Source organism: Bythopirellula sp. (assembly GCF_041737835.1).
GTDB lineage: Bacteria > Planctomycetota > Planctomycetia > Pirellulales > Lacipirellulaceae > Bythopirellula.
The window spans coordinates 201,239-224,440 of the sequence record NZ_JBGSQY010000040.1 but is presented as its reverse complement, the minus strand read 5'-3'; the positions used below and the strand labels follow the sequence as shown (position 1 = coordinate 224,440).

Below are 23,202 nucleotides of genomic sequence, written 5' to 3'. Positions count from 1 at the left end.
AACCGCATCCGCGACTGCTTCCCTAGCCGTGGTCTCTGTGTCATAATGCTTGCATCGGTCGCTGGTTCACTGCCAAGACTGCCCCGCCTGACACGAATCGAGTGTCAAAAAAATCCCGCCAAATTCGCTTTCCATTTTGTTTGCGTTCCTGCCATAATGCGGAGTATCTCCCCTGGAGTGCCTCCTCATAGATCCGCGCTTTTAACTTTCCCGCCGGCGCCGTTCGCGCGCCAATACCCTCGCTTTTCAGGAGTTTGTTGTCATGTCCGAAACCGGCAACCACGGTACAAGGTCTGGCCGTAGTTTCTCGCAGCACCGCCATCGCCGTCCCCTCGAATCCAACGGCACATACATCGACCGCGAAGCTCTCGCCGAACTTGAGCGCGAAGAGCCCCTTTCGATTGCCGAGGAACTCGACAAGGCCGCCGAGCGGGTGCGTCGCGTTGGTAAGTCCATCGAGCGGACCGATAAGCCCGATGCCAATATGCACATAGCTGCGCTGCAGAAGATGGGCATGCCTGAATTGATCGAAGTGGCCGAGGCCGAAGGGGTCGAAGAAGCCGCTGGTCTCAAGAAGCAGGACCTGATCTTCCGCATCCTCAAGCAGCGGGTGAAGCTCGACGGGATGATGTTCGGCGAAGGGACGCTCGAAATCCTGCCCGATGGTTTCGGCTTCCTGCGTAGCCCTGACTATCATTATCTGTCGTGTCCTGACGATATTTACGTTTCGCCCAGCCAAATCCGCCGATTCGGTTTGCACACTGGCGCGACCGTCTCGGGAACGATTCGTCCCCCCAAGGAAAACGAACGCTATTTTGCGCTCTTGCGAGTGGAAGCCATCAACGGCGAAGATCCCAATCTGCTCTCCCGCAAAGTGTTCTTCGATAATCTCACCCCTGTTCATCCCGACTCGCGGATTGCCCTGGAAGCGAGCCCCGAGGGAATCGAGATGCGCGTGGTCGACATGATCGTGCCGATCGGTTTCGGGCAGCGTGGTTTGATCGTGAGCCCGCCGCGTGCCGGCAAGACGATCCTCATGCAAAAGATGGCCAAAGCAGTACTGGCCAACTATCCCAACGCGCATGTCGTGATGCTGCTCATCGATGAACGGCCCGAAGAAGTCACCGACATGGAGCGCGAAGTCAAAGGTCCGAACTGCGAAGTGATCAGCTCGACCTTCGACGAACCCGCGGCGCGGCATATTCAGGTCGCCGAAATGGTGATCGAAAAAGCCAAGCGGATGGTCGAATACGGCCGCGACGTCGTGGTGTTCCTCGATTCGATCACGCGCTTGGCTCGCGCTTGGAACTCGGAATGCCCCAACTCGGGCAAAATCCTTTCTGGCGGTATTGATGCCAACGCGATGCAACGGCCCAAGCGGTTCTTTGGCTCGGCCCGCAAAGTGGAAGAGGGTGGCTCGCTGACGATCATCGCCACGGCGCTCATCGACACTGGCAGCCGCATGGACGAAGTGATCTTCGAGGAATTCAAAGGGACCGGCAATCAAGAGATCGTCCTCGACCGCCAATTGGTCGACAAGCGCATTTGGCCGGCCATCGACATCAACAAGAGCGGCACCCGCCGTGAAGAGATGCTTATGGATCCCGAAGAGTATCGCCGTGTCTGTATGTTGCGGCGAGTTCTCAACGAAATGAATCCCGCCGATGCGATGGACTTGCTGACCACCCGTCTGCGCAAGACGAAGTCAAACGCTGAATTTTTGATGAGTATCAAGGAATAGGCAGCATTTCCAAAAGCGCAGGTTGAATTATAAAACAACAGACCTCAAGTAGCGGCTTTGGGTATTCAACCACCATTCCCTATTTTGATTTACTGTGGCTTAGGAGCCATTTATAGAGTTTGGGATTCTTGTAAGTTTCGGTCCAACTGTCGTGGCCGGCATTAGGATAGACTGTGAAGCGTGCGTCGTTATCCACGGCATAAAGTGCGTTGATCATATCGGTCATTCCCGCAAGCGAGACCACGGGATCGAGCGCACCGTGAAAAGCCCAAACGGGAATATCTTTAATCTTGGCGGCTTGCGAAGGTTTGCCATGGCCACAAACTGGAGCAATCGCGGCGAAGACTTCCGGCCGGCGTATGGCGAGATCCCAAGTAGCGAATCCTCCCAAGCTGAGACCCGTGAGATAGACACGATCTTCGTCGACGGGTAATTCCCCGAGCACGTGGTCGACAAGGGCTGAGAGCATGTCGACATCCCAACGTTCATCAATGGGTGTTTGAGGCGCAACGATGATGAATGGCAGCTTCAAGTCAGCAACGGTCTTATAAGGGCCGTGAATCGCGACTTTCTCAAGATCGTCTCCGCTTTCACCACGTCCGTGCAGAAAGATTAACAACGGATAAGTTTTCTTTTTGCTATAACCTTCGGGGGTCACTACGAGGTAGGGAGCGGCGACTTCCTTAGTGATCGTTGCTGTGAATTTTTCGCCAGATTCTTCGCCGTGTGCGAGCGTGGATGCGATGCAGAAAATAGCGAGTGAAACCGAGAGGGATTGGATCATGATAGGTTTCCCGAATTAAAGATTTTTGTCTTAAAACTCAATTTGTGCTGACCTATTGGTAAGGGCAAGCCCTACGTCTCGCGTTTATACACTTTAGAGAGTATTCTAGTGTGGCACGTGCTTTGCTTCTCGTTTGTGTGAGGGAGATTTGATGAAATCCGTGGTGTTATTCGCTGCGCTGTTGGCGCTTGGCGTTCAGGTTGGTTGGGCCCAGAACATGAGCAATTTTCCGACTATCGGCGAGGTGGTGCAGGATGATCCTGCGCTCAGTGAACTCGTTGATCCTGATGCGAAGATCGAAGTGCTGGCGATGGGTTTTGAGTGGTCGGAAGGGCCGGTGTGGGTGCCACGCGATGGGGGATACCTGTTGTTCTCCGACGTGCCGAAAAATACGGTTTTCAAATGGCAAGAAGGCAAAGGAATCAGCGAATTCCTCAAACCCTCCGGCTATACGGGCATCGGGCGTTACAGTGACGAGCCAGGGAGCAACGGTTTGACGCTCGGCGGCAAGGGGCAATTGATTTCCTGCGAACATGGCGACCGCCGGGTGTCGTCGATGGCATTTGGAGAAGGCAAAGTAACGCTTGCCGATAGCTATGACGGCAAGCGCTTCAATAGCCCCAACGATGTTGTGGTTCGTTCGACGGGCGATATCTATTTTACTGATCCGCCGTATGGCTTGCCGAACCGCGAGAAAGATGAACATCAGGAATACGGCTTCTGTGGCGTGTTTTGTATTCGCCCCAACGGCGAAGTGACACTCGTGAGCAAGAATATGACGCGGCCGAACGGCATCGCGTTTTCACCGGATGAGAAAATTTTGTATGTCGCGCAAAGTGACGGCAGCGCGCCGATCATTCGGGCGTTTGATATCGCCGAAGATGGCGCCGTTTCGAATAGCCGAATTTTTTACGATGCCTTGCCGCTGGCCAAAAAAGGACTCAAGGGTTCAACCGATGGCTTGAAAGTCGATGCCAAGGGGAATCTGTTTGCGACCGGCCCCGGTGGGATTCACGTCATTACGCCGGCAGGAAAACTTTTGGGGCGTATTAACACCGGCGTGGCGACCGCCAATTGTGCTTGGGGAGACGATGGCTCGGTGTTGTACATCACGGCGGATATGTATTTGTGCCGCATTCAGACCAAAACTCGTGCCGCGGCTTGGCGATTGGAATAGCTGTTAGCCGTGGAATTGCCTTTTCTAAGCGCGAACTTCATGCTGATTGGTGTGGTCCGTGAGGAAGGCGGCCGGTAGGATTGGTCATGTCCTTCGGGACGGCACCATGGTCCTGTCCTAGCGGACAGCTGTGGCGAATTCCTGCCCATCTTCCCACCTTCTTGAATTTCCATCGACGATCTTTCCATGAGCCAAGGTGTCCTGCTCGAAGCTGACTCGAAACGCGAATTTGCGAGCGGCATCGGCCTCGCGTTCTTAGCCTTGTCGCTGGGGCATTTCTTCATCGATGCGTTGTCGACGCTGCTGCCCGCAAGCTTAGGCTTGATCGAAGTTCGGGCGGGCCTCACTCCTGAACAATCAGCGTGGCTGATCGGCTTGGGGTCGTTGACTTCGGGACTTGCCCAGCCGCTTTGTGCCGTGATGAGCGACCGATTCCGCACGCGGATCATGACCGTGGTGGGGATCTTGCTAGCCGGATTTGGATTTGCGGCGATCGGTTTTACCGAAACTAGCACCCTGTTGGGACTGGCTTATATCGCCGGCATGATTGGCAACGGCGTGTTTCATCCCATCGCGGCGACGACCGTCGCACAGATGTATAAGCACCGCCGCAATTCGGCGGCAAGCATACACTTCGTCGCTGGCATGGTGGGTGGCGTGGTCGGTGCGATGATCTTTCCTCGCTGGCTATCCACGAGCTACGGATTCGAGACGCTGCCTTATATTGCGCTGCCAGCGATCCTCTTGGCAATTTTTGTCTATCGTTGCCAATCCTTGCTGCCGGCCGTGCAGATTCATTCCAAGCAATCGCTCGATCTGAGCGTCATCAAGAACAATTGGAAGAGCGTGTGGTATTTGTATGTGTCGTCGGCACTGCGGTATTGCGTGAACACGGCATTGGTTTATTTGTTCGTGCGATGGGCTCAGGATAACGTCGCGGCGGAGCACACGAATTGGAGCTTGGAACACGTTGCCAAATCCGCGGCACCTACGGTGGGAAATCTCAATGCTGCGATGATTTTGGGCATGGCGATGGGTGGCATTTTCGCTGGACGGTTTGTGCACGCCAACCGCGAACGGATGCCGATGATTCTCGTGCCGTTGGTCTTCTCCCCGGTGGTGGCTTTGCTGCCATTAATGCCCGTGAAGTTGGCTTACGTTTGCGCGGCCATGGCGGGGGTTGGTTTCTCGGCGATGATTCCGATTTCGATTGCGCTCGCGCAGCATTTGTTGCCGCATCGGGCGAATTTGGCTTCCAGCCTGATGATGGGGGGGGCCTGGACCGTGGCGACCATCGGCCCGCGCTCTGCTGAATTTGCCGTTACGCACTGGGGCATTAACACAGCGTTTCTGCTAACGGCGGGCGTTTTGGCGGTTTCTGGGATCGTTTGTACCGGTTTGGCGGTACATAACCAGGAAAATCAGGGGGCTAAACCCGACTGAGTAGGTGGGATGCGCCGCCTGGGAAGACTATTCTAGAGGATGTTGTCGCACTTCCTCTGGATTAGCAACCTTGAAACCTTCGTCGTCTCCATCTTTCCGTCGCACATCGGGATTTACGCTGGTAGAGCTACTGGTAGTGATTGCGATTATCGGCGTGCTCATCGCGCTACTATTGCCTGCGGTCCAAGCGGCTCGTGAAGCGGCGCGACGTATGCAGTGTACGAACAACATGAAGCAATTAGGTTTGGCGCTGCATAACTACCACGCGGCCCATCAAAAATTTCCGTTTGCGGGTGCCGACTACGGCTGGTGCCGATACCCGGAATTTAGAGGATCAAAAGAGATTCGCAATTGGAACGGCTTGGTGTTTTTGCTTCCTTACCTAGAACAGCAAACAATCTATGATCAATTCGATCAAAAGCATGCTGGTTCCAATGTGATGGTTGGCAATAATTCTTGTTGTTCCCCAACAGATTCTCTAGGTCATTTAGTTGGCGATCCCGTGACGAGCGGCAACGCCAAGTTATCAACACAGGTGCTTGAAATCTTCTTGTGTCCCTCCGATATGGGGGATATTTTTGTCCCAGAAGTAGGACTTTATGCCGCGGCCAATGGTTTTGGTGGGGCGAAGTCGAATTACGATTTTAGTACTGCCCCGGGATATGAATGCAAAGATTGGCAACAACAGCCCGAGCGAACATGGCGAATGTTTGGTGAAAACACGGAGTTCCGTGACAAGAATGTTTTAGATGGACTATCGCAAACACTGGCCTTCGCCGAAAGAACTCGTACGATCCACAATGGCATGGCATCGGCTTGGGCCTACCGAGGCTGGGTGATGGTGGGGATCGACGTTGGCGCCTATCCGATTAACTGGACAACATGGCCAGGGGTGATCATGGATCCCAACCCGGCCCAGTTACGGACGTACGCGTGCGCAGGCAGCTTACATGGTAATGGCGCCAATGCAGTTTTTGCCGATGGTTCCGTCCATTTTCTTAACGAAGATACGGAGCAGAGCATTCTGGAATCGCTCTCTGCGATGGCCGACGGAGAAGTCGTGCAATTGCCATGAGAACTGCTTATCACTCAATTTCGAATAAGTACTTCGTGACGTGATAAAACACGGGAGCCGCAAAGCAGATCGCGTCGATGCGGCTCAATACTCCGCCGTGTCCTTCGATGAGCGTTCCTGAGCGGACTTCGCCGCGATCGCGTTTTATGGCGGCCATAGTGAGTGCTCCCGCTGAGGCCATAAACGCGACCAGCACCGACATGATCATCACCTGCCAGAAATACTCGAACGGCGTTGCCCAGTAGAGAATGATTCCCAACACGGCCGTGGCCCCTGCCCCGCCCAGCAGACCTTCCCAGGTGCGCGATTCGTCGATTGTTTCGGCAATGATGTGCTTGCCGAACGAGCGGCTGCATAGGAATTGGGCGAGTTCGGAGAAAAGCACCATCGTGATGAAAAAGAACAGAAGCCGCGCGTTGACCGACGCGTCGGTGTCGGCCTGTTCGAGTTTCATGAACAACAGTGCCGGTGCGAAGCTCAAGCAGTAAACGCACACCAGCAGACCAAACTGGATCTTGGCAACACGCTCTAAAAAGCGGTGGAAATCTCCCGAGATGGCCACGCGTGTGGAAAGAAACAAGAACGCGTAGACGGGGATCAAAATGCTGTAAAAGCCGTACAGGTTAAGTCCCACGAGAATGAACTGCATCGGCGTAAAGAAGCAGAAGACCCAAAACAGAGCGCGGTGGTCACCAATGCTCGTGGGAGTCAGGGTGATGTATTCTCGCAAGGCCCAAAATGACAGCAGGCCGAACAGCACGACAGTTGTCGTGGGATGGAAAAAGGCGATTCCCAGGACGATCGAGAAGAACCACCAGACTTGGATGCGGCTGTTGAAAGAATCAACGGCCTTTTGATCCAAGCCGAGCGTAGTCTGGCGCTTCAGCCATTGCCCACCAAATGTGGCTCCGATCAAGAGCAGCAAAACAGTGCCGATCAATCCCCAGTTTTGCATGATCAAGAATTCCTCAAATTCAGTACGGCCATACGGGCGCGATTCAAAAAATCCATCTTTGGTTCGCCGGCTTCGAGCCACATAGGAGGGCCGAAAGTCAGCGACGACAATAGCGGCACGGGGAGAAATTCGCCGCGGGGCAAGATGCGATTCATGTTGTTGATGTGAACGGGAATCAATTCCAAATCAGGCCGTTTCTTGGCCAGATAGTACAAGCCGCTTTTGAATTCGCCGACTTCTTCCCCTGGGCTGCGTCCCCCCTCGGGAAACAGAATCAGTGAATGCGTGTTGCCGATTTCACGGAGCATCATGTCGACCGGGCTATGGTGGACCTTAATTTCGGTGCGGTCGATGAGCATCGCGTTGAACACTTTGGCCAAATAAGGCCGCAGTACGCCGCGATCCCAATAATCCTTTGCGGCAATCGGTCGTGTGAGATGCCTCACGTCGGACGGAAGTGCCGACCAAACCAACACGACGTCGAGATGGCTCGTGTGGTTGGCGAAGTAGACCCGCTGGCAGGTGTCGGGTTGCGAATCGACCCAGCGCACGCTGACCCCGCTGATAATGCGGGCGGTCCAAGTTAGCAGGGTCTCGGTAATCATGCGCTAGGTGTGAACTTTGGTTCGGTTGGCAATCAAACGAGCCTGAACAAGTGGGTGGGGCTTTGCTGGAAGTGTTTGTGATGGATTTCCGTTTTGCCCTAAACTCTCTATCCTATCCAGCCGTTAGCCCTGACGGAAGAGAGCCACGTCTACCTCAATCCAGCGGAGGCGGCTTTGCGGTTGGAACTTGCTGCCGGTGCGACGGATTGCTTGGTCTTAAGTGAATAAATTCGTGTGAGCAACGATTCGTAGCCGTGCACCATCGCATCGAGCGAACGATCCTGGATCACTAATTGCCGTCCCGCGGCGCCCATTTTTGCGCGTAAAGTTTCGTTCTCCAACAATTCGAGAACCGCGTTGACATAGGCCGTTTGATTGCCTTCGGGAAACAATTTGCCGGTTATATTGTCGATCACCGTTTCACTCACCGAGCCGACGTTGCTGGCCACGCAAGGAACGCCACAACTGAGTCCTTCGAGAATAGAAACAGGGCTGGCTTCATTATGCGACGTGAGGGCCAACACATCGACGGCCTGCAGCACGTGCTCGACGTCGTGACGTGAGCCAAGGAATTCCGTTACGTCAGCCACGCCCCACTGTTGAGCGAGGTGTTCCAATTCGCCGCGCAGTGGGCCGTCGCCGATGATTAGAAATCTTGCACGAGGCTCCCGGCGAAGGATTTCGGCCGCACCAGAGAGAAACATCGCGTGATTCTTTTCGGGACGCAACGCCGCCAGAATGGCGACGACTTTAGCATCGGCGGCCAGACCGAGATCATGCCGGGCTTGTGACTTGTCACCCGAACAAAATCGTGTGGTGTCGATGCCGTTGTAAATGATCTGAACTTTCTCAGCGGGGAAATGTTCGTTCTCGACCAAGTGTTGACCGTGGGCATCCGCCACACCGATGAAGGCGTCGGTAATTGGCGTGAGCATACGATTCAAGCGACCCACGGAATCAGGCCAGCCCGTACTATGCAGCGCGGAGGCGATTACGGGCACGCCGGCGAGTTTTGCGGCCAGACGTCCCCAAAACATTTTGTCCCCTGCCCCGACGGTGACCACGGCGTCAATTTTCTGTTTACGCATCAACCGCCACAAACGGGGCAGCACCAAGAGGTCGAACTTGCACGAAATCAAATTGTGATACACGGGCATTTCGCGTGCGAGTTCTTCGCCCAAGGGCCCGCGTTCTTTCAGGCAAGCAATTTCGGGAGAGAATTGCTGGCGATTGAGGCCACGAACCAGATTGAGGAGCAGCGTTTCAGCACCGCCGACAGGCATGCTGGTTACGAGAAACAAAACGCGCAACGGATGATTATTTTCTTGGGCTTTCATAGTGATTCCGTTGTGCGTGCCGCGGTGAGCTTGGGAAAGATCGATCTCAGTTTGCTCAGAGCCATCTCCCACAACATGTGCATTTGGGCGCGTTCCTCGGCGTTGAGAATCAAGTTGGTGCTGACACCAACAATCGTGACTAAGGCAAATGCCGCGGTGGCGACGTAGCTGCCAAAACCCAAAGTGATTGGCAATGCGCAGGTGATCCACGTACCGGGATCGAGCTTCATGCCGTGACGCTGGCTTAACAGCAAAATAATGGCTAGGCATAGCACAGTCGAAATGGCCGTGGCCAACACGGCGCCATGTAAACCCCACCAGGGGATGAACAGAAAATTGAGAATTATGTTGACTAACAAGCCGATGGCCAATGGCAAGGCGGCGAGTCGCGGGTGCTCGGCACACCACAAGTAGTTTTGCGCGACGACATACGTCCCCGAGATCACACAGCCTGCGAGTGTCCACGGCAGCACGGCCAACCCATCGTTGTACTTGCCCTGCAAAATGACGTCGAACATGAATGCGGAGAGCAGCAGCACTCCCATACCCACGGCGTGCATACCCAGCGACGAGAGCTTGACGGCGAGATTCAATTGACGGCCAACCTGTTCGCGGCGGCCTGATTCCCAGTCATGGCTCAAATGCGGCATGATCAGTCCGCTGAGCAAATCGGCAAACGAAACCAGCAACAGCGGGACGATCCGGCTGCTGTGGTAGTTGCCGACTTGTTCGAGGGCAACGACAGAATCCAGCCCGCTGCAATGCAGGACCATCATGCGGTCGACCACGGCAAACAAATGCGATAGCAAATTGGTGACCCATACAAACAGTGCAAACCGCAAAAGCCGCGACCAGAATGCAAGGTGCGGAATATGGGTCGTTGTTGCTTCCTCCGACTTGAGTCCCGGCCAGACCCACCAGATGCCCCACAGTGACGCTATTAAGCAAGCAAAGCCGTAGCCACCGACGATGCTCAACACGCTGGCATGCTTGGTGAGCAAGGCAAGTGTTAAGCCGGCAAAGAGCAGGCTCTGCAGGAAATTCATGATCGTAACTACGCGGAACAATCGCAGCGCCGTTAACAGCGAAGTCAGCGTGTGATGCAAGATGACTGCCGCCAAGCAAGCCGCTATGGCATAAATGCTGCTGACGCTGCCATCGGTGCCAAAGACGAGGCTGGAAAACTGTGGCGCGAAACCGAGCAGAATCAAGATCGAAACAGTACTACACACCGCGGTCCAAACCATCGTGCGTTTTAAGAACAAGCGCAATTGGCCGCGCTGGCGGTAATGTTCCAGATAACGGCCATAAGAACCGGGTATGCCCAACACGGCGAGTGGGGCGAACAGCAGCAAAAAGCTGTACGCCATATCCCATTGGCCGAGCGTTTCCGGCGACAGCCACCGACAGAACAGCACGCCTCGGCCAAAGCCGACGCTGCGCTGAATGACGGTTGCGACAATCAGAATCACCACGCTCGCGGCGAGCGTGTCGGTCCGCATGCGGGCGTGTTGAGCCGAAGCCAAGTTTTCGTGTGGAGCGCTAATCGCAGGAAACCTCCGTTGCGAGGTTTGCCAGCAAAGCGTGACGGTAAGGACCCGTGTCAAACGGAATTTGTTTGTAAATCTTGCGTGGGTCGACCGTCATCCAATTCAAGAAGCGCGACCATTGGGGATCGCCGTGTATCCGTTGAATGTGGAAGCTGTCGTCGCCGGGCATGTTGTACGCACCGTAGGCCGAGCAAACCCCTGTGAAGCCGGCTTGATAGGCAATCGCAAAGCCAGCGGGGGTCATGTTCTCGTGCAGGCCGTAAGGGAATGCGAAATAGCGCACGGGCTTTTCCAGCAAGGCCTCGAGATCTTGTTTCGAGCCGACTATTTCTTCGGTGAGTTCTTCAAGCGAAGTGACCCGACCTAAATCAGGATGTGAGCGCGTATGGGCCCCGATCTCGATGCCGGCCGCGGCCATATCGATAATCTGTGCGGCGGTGTTCGGTGGCAACGGACAATTAGCGGCCAAATCATGAGGAAAAGACTGGCCCGTGAGAATATTGTTGCTGGTAACAAAATAAGTAACGGGAATCTTTTGTTCGATCAGCCAGGGAATCGCCTTGTCGCAATTCTCGGCATAGCCGTCGTCGAACGTGATGCAGACCGTCGGACGCGAGTTTTTGCCTGCGGCAATGCGGCGCTGCGCTTCTTCGAGCGAGACCAGATCGAAGTGCTGCTGCAGCCATTCCATTTCATAACGGAATTGCTCCCAACTGATCGTCCAGGTGTTGGGATGTGTGTCGGCCACGCGATGATACAAGAGCGACATAATCGGCACGGTGCCGGTTTCGCATCGCTGCTCAGCCGCTTGTCGCCTTTGAGGCAGTGTGGCTAGGTAATACAGTCCCAGAATCTGACTTTTGTAGTTGTCCAGCATTCACGCGCTCCGTTAACTCAGCAAGTTCGTGAATTGGCGGACCAGGCGGCCGGCGCGGCGAAGACCATTCCATGAATAGTGCCGCAGTTTTGCCAGCGTGCGTGGCGCGATGACTTCAATATCGCTTGTGGGTGTGGCCGCGGCGCGCCAATGGGCTTTGTAGGGTTCATCACCTCGTAGCAATTCAAAGCGTGTGCAGCCCGCTGCGATGGCATGTTCGATACACAGGATCATCGAAAGTTGCCCCGGTTCGTCATCGCGGCGTTCAGGATCGATGCCCCCTTGATAGGCATAGATGGCGTCATTGCCAGCAAGGTGATATTCCGCCGCGATCGGTTCGCTGTCGAGTTCCACAACCGACAATCGCAAGCGGCCTTGATTCAGGAATTCCAAAGCGACTTCGCGATGGAAGTTGGCCCATTGGGGCGACGCGAAGCAACCGGGTTCTCCCAAGCTAAGGCGACGGCGCTGGTGGAGATCGATGAGAATCTCCCAAGCCACGTCAAACTCACGGAAGTCGCTAACTTCGTAAGCGGCAGCGCGCGGGCTCTCAAGGACTCGGTTTTTGAGTTGTCGGAGCTGCTTGCGGTGCGATTTCGACTGCATCGCAAGAAACTCGTCCCAATTCGCTGGCAGTGGAATCGACCAGCAATTCACGCCTGCCGTGCGATTCAATTCGCAGCCGGCCATCGTCAAGGCCACCAATAAGGAATCGAGATTCCGCGTTCCTTCGGCCAAAGCCGTGAGTTTGAGTGCGTCCCAATCGTCGGCGTGTGCCACGAGGTATTCAGCAAGTGCCTGGCTCGCTTCATCGAGTTCGCTGGGCACGCACAGCAGATCGAGATGCTCGCTGCAAACTTCGCCATCACCCATCAGCCGTAAGACGTTCCCTTGGGTGTGGCTGTGATCGATGTACAAGGGAAGTATGGCGACGAGCTGTTCGAGAGGTAGTGATTGGTTGCGGCAACTGACGTCAGCACTACAACTTGAATTGTCGTCGTAAAAGACCAACAGCACATTCAGCGAGCGGCCTGTGCCATAATGCTTCCACCAAGTGGTGAGCCACGTCCAACAGCGAAACGGACAATCCCCGGCAAGCTCATCCCAACGTGCTTGGAACGGCGCGAGATCGTCGATGTTGTTGATTGGGCGTACGAGCATGATTGGCTTCAAAAGCTAATGAGCGGCATATAACCTGTGGCGTTCCACAGGATTTCATGTGGTTACGGGTACTTAAACCTAGGACAGAAAACACAGATTTCGCGGCGGATTTGGCAAAAACACGGTGGAGATTTCGCCACATGTGGCGTTTTGGCAACACCCAACCGACGTCAGATGCTTGCTGGACTCAGTAGCTTGCTGCGTAAGCTACGTTCTATTAGGGAAAACTAGCGGCCCATGCCGCGTGAAATCGTTCTTTCCCTCGCCGGCGGGTGATCACCCCGTGGGGTGGACGAGATATTTGTCCAGCCGTGGCGTGCCTTGGAAGGGAAACATTGATGAACAACGCCGAAACTTTTGACCTGACGCCCCAACGCTGTATCAAGCTGATTATCGAGCGCCGTCGTGATTGGATCATCACCATGGTGACTTGTGGCTTGCTGTCGCTCGTGTATGCGGCGTTTATGACTCGCAACTGGGAAGCATTTCAGGGTATGGTTGTGCGCGAGGAGGCTTCGGTCTCGACCGGCGCGAAGCAGCCCGGCAAGTTCGCCGACTTGTACGAAATGCGGACCTTTCAGGAAACGATCCTCGAACTCGCCAAGAGTCATCAAGTCGTCAGCGCTACAATCAAGAACGTCGATCGTGCCGAGGGCCTACCAGCCACGGAGCCTGATGCGGAGCAAATTGAAAAATTTCGCAAACGGCTCAGCATGACGCCACCCAACGGCGCGGAATTTGGCAAAACGGAAATCTTTTACTTCGGCGTGAAGGACCCCAGTCGCGAACGGGCGATTGCCTTGGTGGGTGAACTCTGCAAGCAACTTTCATTGCGTTTGAGTCAACTACGACAGGAACGCTCGCAAGGATTGATCAACGATCTGGAAAAGCAAGTTGAACTCTCGGCCGAGATTCACCAAGCAGAGAATGCCAAACTTAAGGAGTTTGAAGCCCAAGTTGGCAGCGATCTTGGCGAACTACGGATTCTGCATTCCGCCATGGGGGGCCAAAGTGACCTTCGCCAGCAACTGGTGGAACTCGAAAAAGAAAGCCGGGCCGTTGAGGCTCGGTTGCGTGAGGCGGAAGACCTCCTGATTGTGCTCCAAGGCGCTCAAGACAATCCACAAAAGCTTGTCGCCATGCCGGGAAGCTTGCTGAAAATTCAGCCAACGCTTCAGCGACTCAAAGATGGTTTGGTTGACGCCCAACTGCAAGTTTCCAAACTCAGCGGCACACGAACGGCGGATCACCCCCACGTGCGAGCCGCGCAGGAAACCGTGGTTCGGATTCGGACGGAGTTGCATCGCGAACTGGCCGTGGTTGTCGAAGGTTTGCAAGTCGATGTTGGCTTGAGCCACAATCGATTGGAAGTTTTGAATTCGCAAATTGCCGGACTAAAAACGCGACTCAATGGCTTGGCGGAATTGCGGGCCGAATATTCGAGTCGGGTGGCGAGCGTCGACAGCAGTCGGGCCATCTTGAGCGAAGCCCGCAAGCAACTCAGCGAAGTCCGTGCCAAACAAGTGGCTGCCGCGAGTGCTCAACTCGTGACCCCGATCGATTCACCAGAGACGGGTCCCTACCCCGTAGGAATGGGGCGCACGACCGTGGTAATGCTCGGTACATTTGCGGGGATGGTGTTGGGTCTGGGATGGCTGTTCCTCAGTTTGCCAACGGCTCAGGACGTGAAACAAAGAGAACCCCAAAGAGTTCCACTAGCCGAAGTTCCGCAAGTCACTCAGCCGCTTACGCCACGGCCGTCGACCGCGGGGTTTGATTTCAGCAGCTACACGAAAAAACTACGCGAAGCGAATGCCATCCCCGCCAGCAAAGTGGAAACGACCAAGCCGGCGACTTCTACCGTTGTGCTGCCACTGGGAAGTGGTTCATCGTTCAGCGTTCCCACTTCCGTTGGTTCATAAGCTGGCCATTTGCTAACGAGATGGAAGCATGGAAATTCTGTTGACAATCCTTGGCGTGGCGGGCTTGGCGTGGGCGTTGGCCTATTGCCGGCACGGCTCGTTGCTCATGGGTTGCACGGTGTTTATTGCCTTCGGCTATATTCTCACCCGCGACTTTTGGGAAATCAGGCTAGGACCGTTGCCGTTGACCGTGGATCGCGTGTTGATCGCAGGCCTCGTTTCGCTATTTGCGTGGCGCTGGTGGCGGAAAGAGTTTTCAATCGCCCCGCTCACCGGGGCCGATTGGCTGGGGCTGTTGCTAGTCGGCTATCTGACGGTGCGTTGCGTGCTGACCGAACCACCTGGCAGCGTGGCGTCGAGCGTGCCACCATTCTGGCGGTTGATCGCAACGTTTTGGATGTCGGCGGCGGTTTATTGGATCGCGCGGAATTCGGAGCTTGATCCTAAACATTGGAAATGGTTACTCGCGGGGCTGTCGTTACTCGGATTGTATTTGGCCCTGACCGGCATTGCTGAGGTCAAAGAGCAGTGGTGGGCCGTGTTTCCCCGCTTCATTGCCGATCCGACACTCGGCACGCACTTCGGCCGCGCGCGTGGGCCTGCGTTGATGTCGGCTAGCTTGGGCGTTTATCTCACTGTTTGCTTTTGGGCGGCGTGGTTTTTGTGGCAGCAAGTCGGGCGCTGGGGCAAGTTGGCTTTGATGGCTGTAATGCTGTTGATGTGCGCCGCACTCTACTACACGTACACCCGATCATGTTGGTTGGGACTCGCGGGGGGATTGGCCGTCATTCCGTTTTTGCACTTCCCCAAAACCTGGCGACCCGCGGTAATTGCCGGCTTGGTGTTGGGAACGGGATTGGGCGGAATTTTCTTCGGTGGCAAAGTTATCAACATGGGCCGCGACGATTCCGATGGCGATGCGGGACATTCGGTCTATCAACGCGCTTCGTTTGTCTATGTGTCGATGCGTATGTTTCGTGACGATCCGCTGTTTGGGTGCGGCTTTGGCCGGTTCTACGATAAAAAAATGCCCTATCTGTCGGACCGTAGCCAAAAGATTGAACTCGAATCGATTCGTCCGCTCGATCACCACAACACTTTTTTGAGCATTCTTACTGAGACCGGCATCGTCGGTTTGACTCTATTTGTCGGCTTGCTGGTTGCGTGGGGACGAGCGGCCTGGCAACTGATGGCGAACACGAGCGCAGCTGCTTGGATGCGGAATCAAGGTTTATTTTCGCTAGCTGCGCTAATCGCTTATGTCACGAATGCACTGTTCCACGATCTGACCCTTTCGCCCAGCGAGCAATGGGTCCTGAGTTTGACCTGTGGCGTGACCGTGGGGCTGCAGGCTCTGCTCCGCACACAAACCGTAAGACAATCGAAGCTAGTGAACTCTGCATCCGTTCAAGATATGAACGGCATGCGTTTGGCAACTTGAAGAGGAACCAGTCATCAATGCTCAACACGATTTCACTTTTCGGGATGAGAATTCACGCGATCGACATGCCCACGGCCGTGGACACGGTGTTGGGTTGGTGTCGTACGACGGACAAAGCGCCTTGCCGTTATGTGGTGACGCCGAACGTCGATCACACGGTGATGTTCCAAACTCGCAGCGACTTGCGGCAAGCGTATGACAACGCCGCGCTTGTGCTGGCAGACGGGGCACCCGTGGTGTGGGCCTCCCGGCTGTTGCGGCGTGCACTTCCCGAGCGCGTGGCGGGAAGCGATTTGGTGCCAGCGTTATTCGAGGGAAGCATGGATAAAAATGAGCCATTCCGAGTGTTTTTACTCGGTGCCGCTCCCGGTGTTGGGCAACGTGCTGCGGCGAACATTCATGAGCGTTGGCCAAACGTCGACGTGGTGGGGATTTACTCGCCACCCCTCGGGTTTGAAAGCGATCCAGCCGAGAACAATCGAATACTAAAAATGATTGCCGAGGCCGAACCACAACTTCTTTTGATTGGTTTGGGTGCTCCCAAGCAGGAATTGTGGGTCGAGCGTCACGCCGACCAAATGCAGGCCCGCGTGGCCTTGTGCGTGGGCGCGACGATCGATTTCCTCGCCGGTGAAAAAGCGCGGTCGCCACTCTGGATGCGGCGGATGGGACTTGAATGGTTCCATCGCTTAGCGACAGAGCCATCGCGGCTGGCGAAACGCTATTTGCGCGATGCCTGGATTTTCCCGCAACTGGTGTGGCGGGAATGGCGCGGCGCACGGGCGTAGGCACTGCGCTAAATCGCTTCAATCCGCTATAGTAGTGCGATGGAAAATCGCCTGGCTTTGGTAATTGCGGTAGATGGCTTGCGCGCGTCGGCGTGGGGGGCTTATGGGAATACGGCGTTTCCCACACCGCTTTTTGACGAGCTCGCGAGCCGCGCACTTGTGGTGGAATGGCTGCTTGCCAAGTCCCCGGCCCTGGCTGATTTTTATCGAGATGCGTGCCCGCAGCTGAAATCTCCAACAAGGCGGTGGTTGATCACCGATGATCCCACGATTGCTGAGCAAGCTGGCAATTTCGATGAAGTCATGCACGTCGAACGGATGGCGAATCAGTCAGCCGAACAAAGCGAAGAATCTCATGCCACGCGATTCTTTGCGCGAGTTGTCGAGCAGTTTGCCGCGTGGCAAAAAGATGCGGCGGAACAGCAGGCCAATAGCTTGCTCTGGGTCCACTTTAGCGGATTGTGCGGAACCTGGGACGCGCCGTTGGAATTGCGTGCGCACATGATGGATGAGGAAGACCCGCTGCCCCCGGAGTTTGTTGACCCTCCGACGAATTTGCAGGGCATCGACGATCCCGACGAATTGCTGCAATATCTCGTGGCCTACGCGGCACAAGTGAGTGTGTTGGAATTGTGCGTGGCGGGGGCGATTGAAGCTTTTGAGGAACTCGCCGGAAGTGAAAAGCTGGCGATGATCCTTGGTTCGCGGGGATTTTCGCTGGGCGAGCACGGTTGCGTCGGCAGCGATTGTTGCACGCTCTACAGCGAGCAATTGCATTTGCCATGTTTGATAATTACGCAAGAAAGTTTGGCCCCCCTGCCCCGAGTGATAGGATTTGCTCAACCCGAAGACATTGCAGCCACGCTACGCGATTGGTTCCGCACTAGCAGTTCAGAGGGAATGTCACTGCTGCCGGCATTGGGGGGCATGCCACTTACACTCCGTGATCTTGCCACAGCTAGCAATAAAGGCCAGCAAATGGTGCGGTCGCCCGCTTGGATGCTCATTCGAGGTGAACATAGCGAGCTCTATGCCAAGCCCGACGATCGTTGGGAAGCGAACGACATTGCCAGCCGTTGTCCGGAAATTGTTACCCTGCTGAGTGATAGCACGACTGCCGAGCAAGCACTGCCCGACGAACTTGTTTCTCCTTGGCGATGAACTGCTAGCAACCGCGAAGCGCCTTCCAGAAATTCTCTTGGCTAGCACTCAACTGGTCTAGCTACCCAGGATCGTGCTATCTACAATCCGCCACCCAATTTAGGCGATTTGCCAGCACGCGCAAGTTCAGGATGAATCTCGCGCGACGAAGCTGTTTCGCTCTTACTCTGACAATTTGGTGAGCCATGATCGGACAAGGACGTCCGAAAATGCGGAAGCTCTACGGCGGCGTGTGTCTCGCGATGCGCAGACAACGCTGGCTCACCCGTGCGATGCTCACGTTGCTCGCCACGCTCTTAGTATTTTCTCAGTGCTTTGCTGAAGACATCACTCTGCGGTTGCGCGTTGCTTGGAGTAACGGCGATCGTGCTAAACATCGCTGGACGGGGCAGATCAGTTGCGCAGGTGCCAAGCTCACCGAACTCCAGCCGTTAGGCATGGAAGCCGATGCCCCCATCGCGATTCAACTTCGCGACAATCAGATCAAAATCGATCCCTGGGAAAAGCGTGGCTTTGACGGCTGCGACATCACCATCGCGGGCGAGAGCGAATCGCTGTTGCGATTTGAAATGCAATCGGAACAGGCGAGCGAACCGACGGTTGTGGAAGTTCCGCTGAGCAAGTTGGCTAAGGAGCAGCTTCGCGAGCCGATTGACTCGTTGGGGAGCTATCTGTTGGCTTATCGCTGCCCTGGTGATCGTTTCCGGGTCCTGCCATCACGCGAAAACTTGATTTTTGCCCCAAAGGAAAATTGGCCGCTGCGATTGCAAACTGATTTCACGGAAGAACTTGCCGTGGGACCGGTGATCTTCGATGCCGTCGTGCGAGCGATCGGTTCCGAGGCCATCGTTTGGCAATCGTCACAAACACTCATGACAGGTTCACCCGCGAATGGGCAATTGGCACTCGACGTTGTGAGCCCCGGCGCGGAAGGAGCTTATCGTCTTTCGTTGAGCGCAAGACACGAAGATGGTTTCGCCACGCGGTTTGTTCCGGGCCAAGGGAGTAAGCCTTTCGCCACGCGTGAGATCGATTTCGTGGTGATCGACCCCAATCAAAAAGTTCCGACGCTCGGCGATCACTGGCTCACTGTGTTGTCGATTGATCCGGCCAATCCGAGTTGGTGGCAACGCTTTCCCACATGGGCTCAAGTGTCACGCCTGACTGGCAAACCTCCTGGGGCGATTGGCAATGTGCGTTTGCTGCCACGAGAGGGGGACACTCATGGTTTGGTAGAACTCCCGCCGTCAACTAATCCCCAGGAACCTTCGTGGCAGGCTTTTACACTGCCCGTGCTCGAAGTGGGTGTGCCCCATTTGGTCGAGATCACCTATCCGATCAGCGAAAAGCAACATTTGGGCGTAAGTTTGATTGAACCCGATGCCGCCGGGCGTGTGACCGCGCCAGTGCTTGATTCGGGACTGCATGTCGATGACGTGATTTCGACCGATTCCTCGCAGACAGCCACTCACCGCGTCATCTTTTGGCCACGGACGGGTAGCCCCCAACTGTTGATTGTAAATCGGCACGCGACGCAGCGGGGCGTGTTTGGAAAGATTACCTTATCGCGGCACGATGATGCGGCTAGTGCCTCGGTTACTAAAACGCCTTCAACCTCCGATGGCCGCATGGTGGCGGGGTATATCGCCAAACCGCAGTTCGCACAAAACATGGGTGCAGCGGAAGTCATCGATCCGGCGAGTGGCATTAGCGTGCAAAGTTGGTCGACCTTTCTTGATGGGGCCCGGCGTCTCACACAGCATTTGAAATTGTCGGGCTACAACAGCTTGATGCTCTCGGTGGCCGCCGACGGCAGTGCCATCTATCCTAGTAGCATGCTGCAGCCCTCTCCGCGTTTCGATACGGGCTTGTTGGCGGCGTGTGGGCAAGACCCCGTACGCAAAGACGTGTTGGAAATGCTGCTGCGAGTTTGCGATCGCGAAGAAGTACGAGTGCTCCCCGCGATTCAATTGACCGCACCCTTGCCGCGGCTGACTGTCACGAACGATGCTGGTGGCAAAGCCAACTACAATCTGCTCGATGTGCGCGTGCAGCATGAATTGGAAGCCGTGGTGATGGAGGTCGCCCGCCGCTACAGCCGGCACGCATCCTTTACCGGGATTGCGTTGCAGCTAGATAGCCGAGGTTACGGCATGCTTGGCCCGCTGGATGTGGCGATGAACGACAAAGTCTTAGCTGCGTTCAGTGCCGACACCGGCATTGAGCTTCCGCAGGAAACGGTTGCTGCCGCACTTGCAGGAGGACACCGACAAGCGTGGATTGAATGGAGAGTTGAGCAAGTCACGCAGTTTTATGCCAAACTTGCGAAGCAACTCCGTGCTCAACGGCCTGACATGAAACTCGTGCTAACAACCGAAAATCTGTTTGCCGATCAGGCGCTTGCCCAAGTGGCGCGGCGGTATGTGACGAATCCTAGCCGCAACTCAGAAGCCCTTGCCGAACGGGGCATCGATCTGGCTAAGCTGGCAGCGATTGAAGGGCTCGAGATTACTAATACAAGTCGACTCAGCTCGCGAAATCACGTTCAAGAGCAAGTCGCCGACCTCGTGCTGCACGATGTGACTGCCGGCGGAAACAGTTTATCGCATGAGATGGTGTTTCATCCGTCGCGGCAGACTCGACTGGCATCGTTTGACGATCGCAGTCCTTATACCAAGGATCGCACGTTTTTGATCTTGGCCGAGCAATCCATGCCGACAAGCTCGCTGAATCAAAAGCCGATCCTGCGTTCGCTGGTCAACGGCGAGCTAGGCACGATTGTCGAAGGGGGTGAGTACTTGCCGATGGTGATCGATTCCGAGCACCGCGACTATCTGCAGTCGCTCGCTGAACTTCCGTCGCAAGGAACGGAATCGCGCACGATGCGCAAGCAGCCGCTTGTGATGCAGCTTCGTCGTGCGGAGAACGAAACATTCTTGTTGTGCGTGAACGAATCCCCCTGGCCCGTGTTGGGGACGCTCGAATTGGATGCACCTGCGGAAACAGCTTGGCAAGAGCTAGGCCGCCGCGATGAAGCATCAACGGAGACTGCTAAGTTCTCAGGGAAGCTTACGACCGGTCGATCAAACTGGCCCTTGGCGTTGGCGCCTTACGGTTTGCACGTTTGGCGGTTTGATAACGCTAGTGTCCGTGCCGGCGAAGCCAAAGTTAGCTCCGATGCCGTAGCACGAGAATATTTGCAGCGACGGATTCAAGACATTGAAAACCGCACGGGCAATCTCAACATCGCTCGCGATTATCCGCAGTTGCAGAATCCTGGTTTTGAATTGGACGACACGGCGAGCCGCATTTTCGGCTGGCAACCGCGCAAGGGTGAAAAAGGTTCCGTCGAATTGGAAACAACCGCGATGCGGAGTGGTGCTCGTTCCGTACGACTCAAGAGCGAGGACGCCGTGGGCGTGGCGGTGCAAAGTCATTTATTCCCGCTGCCCGAAACCGGCATGTTAGTCGTAAACGCTCAAGTGCGTGCCGAGGAAATTTCCGGAGATGCTCGGCTGGCGATAGCCATCGAGACGGAAGACAACGGCCAAACCTATCGCCGCGTGCAGACCTTTGATGCCCCCGCGCTGGAGAACCAATGGAAACCACTGGAAATGCTGGTGAGCGATCTACCGGTGGGGGATGCGAATCAAATCCGTGTGCAGTTCCACATCGTGGGACAGGCGAACGTACTGATCGATGATGTGGCATTGTGCGATTTGCGTTTTGACGATTCCCGCCGCAGCGAGCTCGTCAAACGGGTGTTCGCAGCGAAGACGGCCCTGGAAGATGATCAGGTGGTCGATTGCCTGCGACTATTGAACGAATATTGGTCGCGTTACCTTGTCGAATATGTGCCGCCTCTAGAACGCGTGCCGTCGGCAATTGCCAAACAGCCGGAAGCACAGGAAACCGACGAATCAAAGACAAAGCCCGGTGGCCGGTTGCGTGGCTGGGTGCCAAAGATTTGGCGGTAAACTTAAACGCAGAGGTCGCCAAGACACCAAGGTTCGCAGAGATGTTTGACTTTGCGGTCCTCTGCCACTCAGCGATCTTAGCGTTTAAATCACTCTTCAAGTTAGTGACGGAGCGCAACTTGTCGAGAGCGGATTCGGCTCTTCCACGACAGGATGCAGACCTGGGCCATCGATGCTGTACCACTTGGATAATACCGAGCGCCAACTTCCTGGTTGTTTCACTTTACAGAAATCAGCGCGGACGAGCTCGCCCTGCGGATGGAGTCGCGAATATTTGATGCCGAACTTACGCATGTTTGGCAGACAACGCTCAGGGCCATAAAGTTCCTCGGCAAGCCGGTAATGCTCGGCGATCACGTCGCGTTGCTCGAACAGCGTCGGCGGAGCGGGGAGTGGCAAACCTGCCGCGAGAGCCCGAGTTTGTTGAAAGACCCAAGGATTGCCAATCGCACCACGGGCGACCGTCACGCCATCGACTCCCGTGTAGCGGAGCATGTCGATGCAAGCTTGGGCATCGAAGAGATCGCCGCTGCCGAGGATGACTCGGTTGCCGGCGTACTCTTTCAATTCGCGCAAGAATTCCCACCGCGAGGGACCCTCGTACCGCTGCTGGACCGTGCGGCCATGCACCGTGATCGCGGTCACACCGAGTTCGTAGGCCTTATCGAAGATCGTGTAAAAGTTATCGCGGCTTTCGGCGGTGTCGTCGATGCCGCGGCGCATCTTCAGAGTTACGGGAACGTGAGCGGGAACAGCCGCGCGAACACGCTCGATGATTTCGATGGCCACGGCGGGTTGGCTCAAATGAAAACCACCCCGGCAGCGACCTAAGACTTTTTTCACTGGGCAGCCAAAGTTGATGTCGATCACATCGAAGCCCTGTTCGACGAGACGCTGGGCCGCCGGACCGAACTGGCTGGGATCAGCTCCCATGAGTTGCCCGGCGACGGGATGCTCTTCGTCGTCAACGTGCATGATATGGTGGGTCCGCGAGCGCTTGCGAACTTGCAAGATGAATTGATCGAGCAAAACTTCGCACAACGTATAGGGCGCGCCCAAGCGGCGAGCGATCAACCGCATCGCCGTATCGCTGTAGCCACTGAGTGCCGCTTGCACGACGGGAAAGTCGAGCGTGATCGGGCCGATTGGCAATGTTTGCGGGATGGGGTGGAGCATGTTCTTTATTGTCGATGGGGAGTGGGAATCGT

17 protein-coding genes are annotated in these 23,202 nt (G+C 55.6%); 9 read left to right on the top strand and 8 right to left on the bottom strand.

Going from position 1 to position 23,202, the window contains the following annotated elements:
- The first annotated feature begins 262 nt into the window (after positions 1-262).
- Positions 263-1,741: a transcription termination factor Rho gene (rho, locus tag AC6T8Q_RS12495; RefSeq protein WP_496922917.1), complete on the top strand. Its 1,479-nt coding sequence runs from the start codon at positions 263-265 to the stop codon at positions 1,739-1,741.
- A gap of 79 nt (positions 1,742-1,820) precedes the next feature.
- Here the strand turns inward: rho and AC6T8Q_RS12490 are convergent, their stop codons facing one another.
- Entirely contained in the window at positions 1,821-2,525 is a 705-nt protein-coding gene (locus tag AC6T8Q_RS12490) for a carboxylesterase family protein (RefSeq protein ID WP_500679395.1), read from the bottom strand.
- A gap of 151 nt (positions 2,526-2,676) precedes the next feature.
- Between AC6T8Q_RS12490 and AC6T8Q_RS12485 the strand changes: the two genes are divergently transcribed.
- The 3 genes from AC6T8Q_RS12485 to AC6T8Q_RS12475 all read left to right on the top strand — a co-directional run bounded on the left by AC6T8Q_RS12485 (position 2,677) and on the right by AC6T8Q_RS12475 (position 6,220).
- Complete coding sequence (locus AC6T8Q_RS12485) at positions 2,677-3,702, top strand: SMP-30/gluconolactonase/LRE family protein (protein ID WP_500679394.1); 1,026 nt, start codon at positions 2,677-2,679, stop codon at positions 3,700-3,702.
- A 186-nt stretch (positions 3,703-3,888) separates the two neighbouring features.
- The gene (locus AC6T8Q_RS12480) at positions 3,889-5,145 is read left to right on the top strand and encodes an MFS transporter (protein WP_500679393.1); all 1,257 of its coding nucleotides are present in this window, start codon (positions 3,889-3,891) and stop codon (positions 5,143-5,145) included.
- A 70-nt stretch (positions 5,146-5,215) separates the two neighbouring features.
- Positions 5,216-6,220 carry a DUF1559 domain-containing protein gene (locus AC6T8Q_RS12475; RefSeq protein WP_500679392.1) on the top strand — a complete coding sequence of 335 codons (1,005 nt, stop codon included), beginning with the start codon at positions 5,216-5,218 and terminating at the stop codon, positions 6,218-6,220.
- 10 nt (positions 6,221-6,230) lie between these two features.
- Here AC6T8Q_RS12475 and AC6T8Q_RS12470 read toward each other — a convergent pair whose 3' ends face one another.
- The 6 genes from AC6T8Q_RS12470 to AC6T8Q_RS12445 all read right to left on the bottom strand — a co-directional run bounded on the left by AC6T8Q_RS12470 (position 6,231) and on the right by AC6T8Q_RS12445 (position 12,705).
- Positions 6,231-7,175, bottom strand: coding sequence for a phosphatidate cytidylyltransferase (locus tag AC6T8Q_RS12470; RefSeq protein WP_500679391.1), 945 nt, complete (start codon positions 7,173-7,175; stop codon positions 6,231-6,233).
- A 2-nt stretch (positions 7,176-7,177) separates the two neighbouring features.
- A complete protein-coding gene (locus tag AC6T8Q_RS12465) occupies positions 7,178-7,780 on the bottom strand; it encodes a lysophospholipid acyltransferase family protein (RefSeq protein WP_500679390.1) in 603 nt (200 codons plus the stop codon).
- 149 nt (positions 7,781-7,929) lie between these two features.
- A complete protein-coding gene (locus tag AC6T8Q_RS12460; RefSeq protein ID WP_500679389.1) occupies positions 7,930-9,117 on the bottom strand; it encodes a glycosyltransferase in 1,188 nt (395 codons plus the stop codon).
- On the bottom strand, positions 9,114-10,643 hold the full coding sequence (locus AC6T8Q_RS12455) for an oligosaccharide flippase family protein (RefSeq protein WP_500679388.1): 1,530 nt from the start codon (positions 10,641-10,643) through the stop codon (positions 9,114-9,116). The genes AC6T8Q_RS12460 and AC6T8Q_RS12455 overlap by 4 nt, the downstream gene beginning before the upstream one ends.
- 16 nt (positions 10,644-10,659) lie before the next feature.
- Positions 10,660-11,544: a polysaccharide deacetylase family protein gene (locus AC6T8Q_RS12450; RefSeq protein WP_500679387.1), complete on the bottom strand. Its 885-nt coding sequence runs from the start codon at positions 11,542-11,544 to the stop codon at positions 10,660-10,662.
- 12 nt (positions 11,545-11,556) lie between these two features.
- Positions 11,557-12,705, bottom strand: coding sequence for a GNAT family N-acetyltransferase (locus AC6T8Q_RS12445; RefSeq protein ID WP_500679386.1), 1,149 nt, complete (start codon positions 12,703-12,705; stop codon positions 11,557-11,559).
- Between the two features lie 338 nt (positions 12,706-13,043).
- On the opposite strand from AC6T8Q_RS12445, the gene AC6T8Q_RS12440 reads away from it, so the two are divergent.
- The 5 genes from AC6T8Q_RS12440 to AC6T8Q_RS12420 all read left to right on the top strand — a co-directional run bounded on the left by AC6T8Q_RS12440 (position 13,044) and on the right by AC6T8Q_RS12420 (position 21,994).
- On the top strand, positions 13,044-14,627 hold the full coding sequence (locus AC6T8Q_RS12440; protein ID WP_500679385.1) for a GumC family protein: 1,584 nt from the start codon (positions 13,044-13,046) through the stop codon (positions 14,625-14,627).
- A 28-nt stretch (positions 14,628-14,655) separates the two neighbouring features.
- On the top strand, positions 14,656-16,068 hold the full coding sequence (locus AC6T8Q_RS12435) for an O-antigen ligase family protein (protein ID WP_500679384.1): 1,413 nt from the start codon (positions 14,656-14,658) through the stop codon (positions 16,066-16,068).
- A 17-nt stretch (positions 16,069-16,085) separates the two neighbouring features.
- Entirely contained in the window at positions 16,086-16,856 is a 771-nt protein-coding gene (locus AC6T8Q_RS12430) for a WecB/TagA/CpsF family glycosyltransferase (RefSeq protein WP_500679383.1), read from the top strand.
- Between the two features lie 39 nt (positions 16,857-16,895).
- Entirely contained in the window at positions 16,896-18,017 is a 1,122-nt protein-coding gene (locus AC6T8Q_RS12425) for a hypothetical protein (RefSeq protein ID WP_500679382.1), read from the top strand.
- Between the two features lie 209 nt (positions 18,018-18,226).
- Positions 18,227-21,994: a hypothetical protein gene (locus AC6T8Q_RS12420; protein ID WP_500679381.1), complete on the top strand. Its 3,768-nt coding sequence runs from the start codon at positions 18,227-18,229 to the stop codon at positions 21,992-21,994.
- A 96-nt stretch (positions 21,995-22,090) separates the two neighbouring features.
- Here AC6T8Q_RS12420 and AC6T8Q_RS12415 read toward each other — a convergent pair whose 3' ends face one another.
- Positions 22,091-23,170, bottom strand: a complete 1,080-nt coding sequence (locus AC6T8Q_RS12415; protein ID WP_500679380.1) for a tRNA dihydrouridine synthase — start codon at positions 23,168-23,170, stop codon at positions 22,091-22,093.
- Positions 23,171-23,202: the final 32 nt, after the last annotated feature.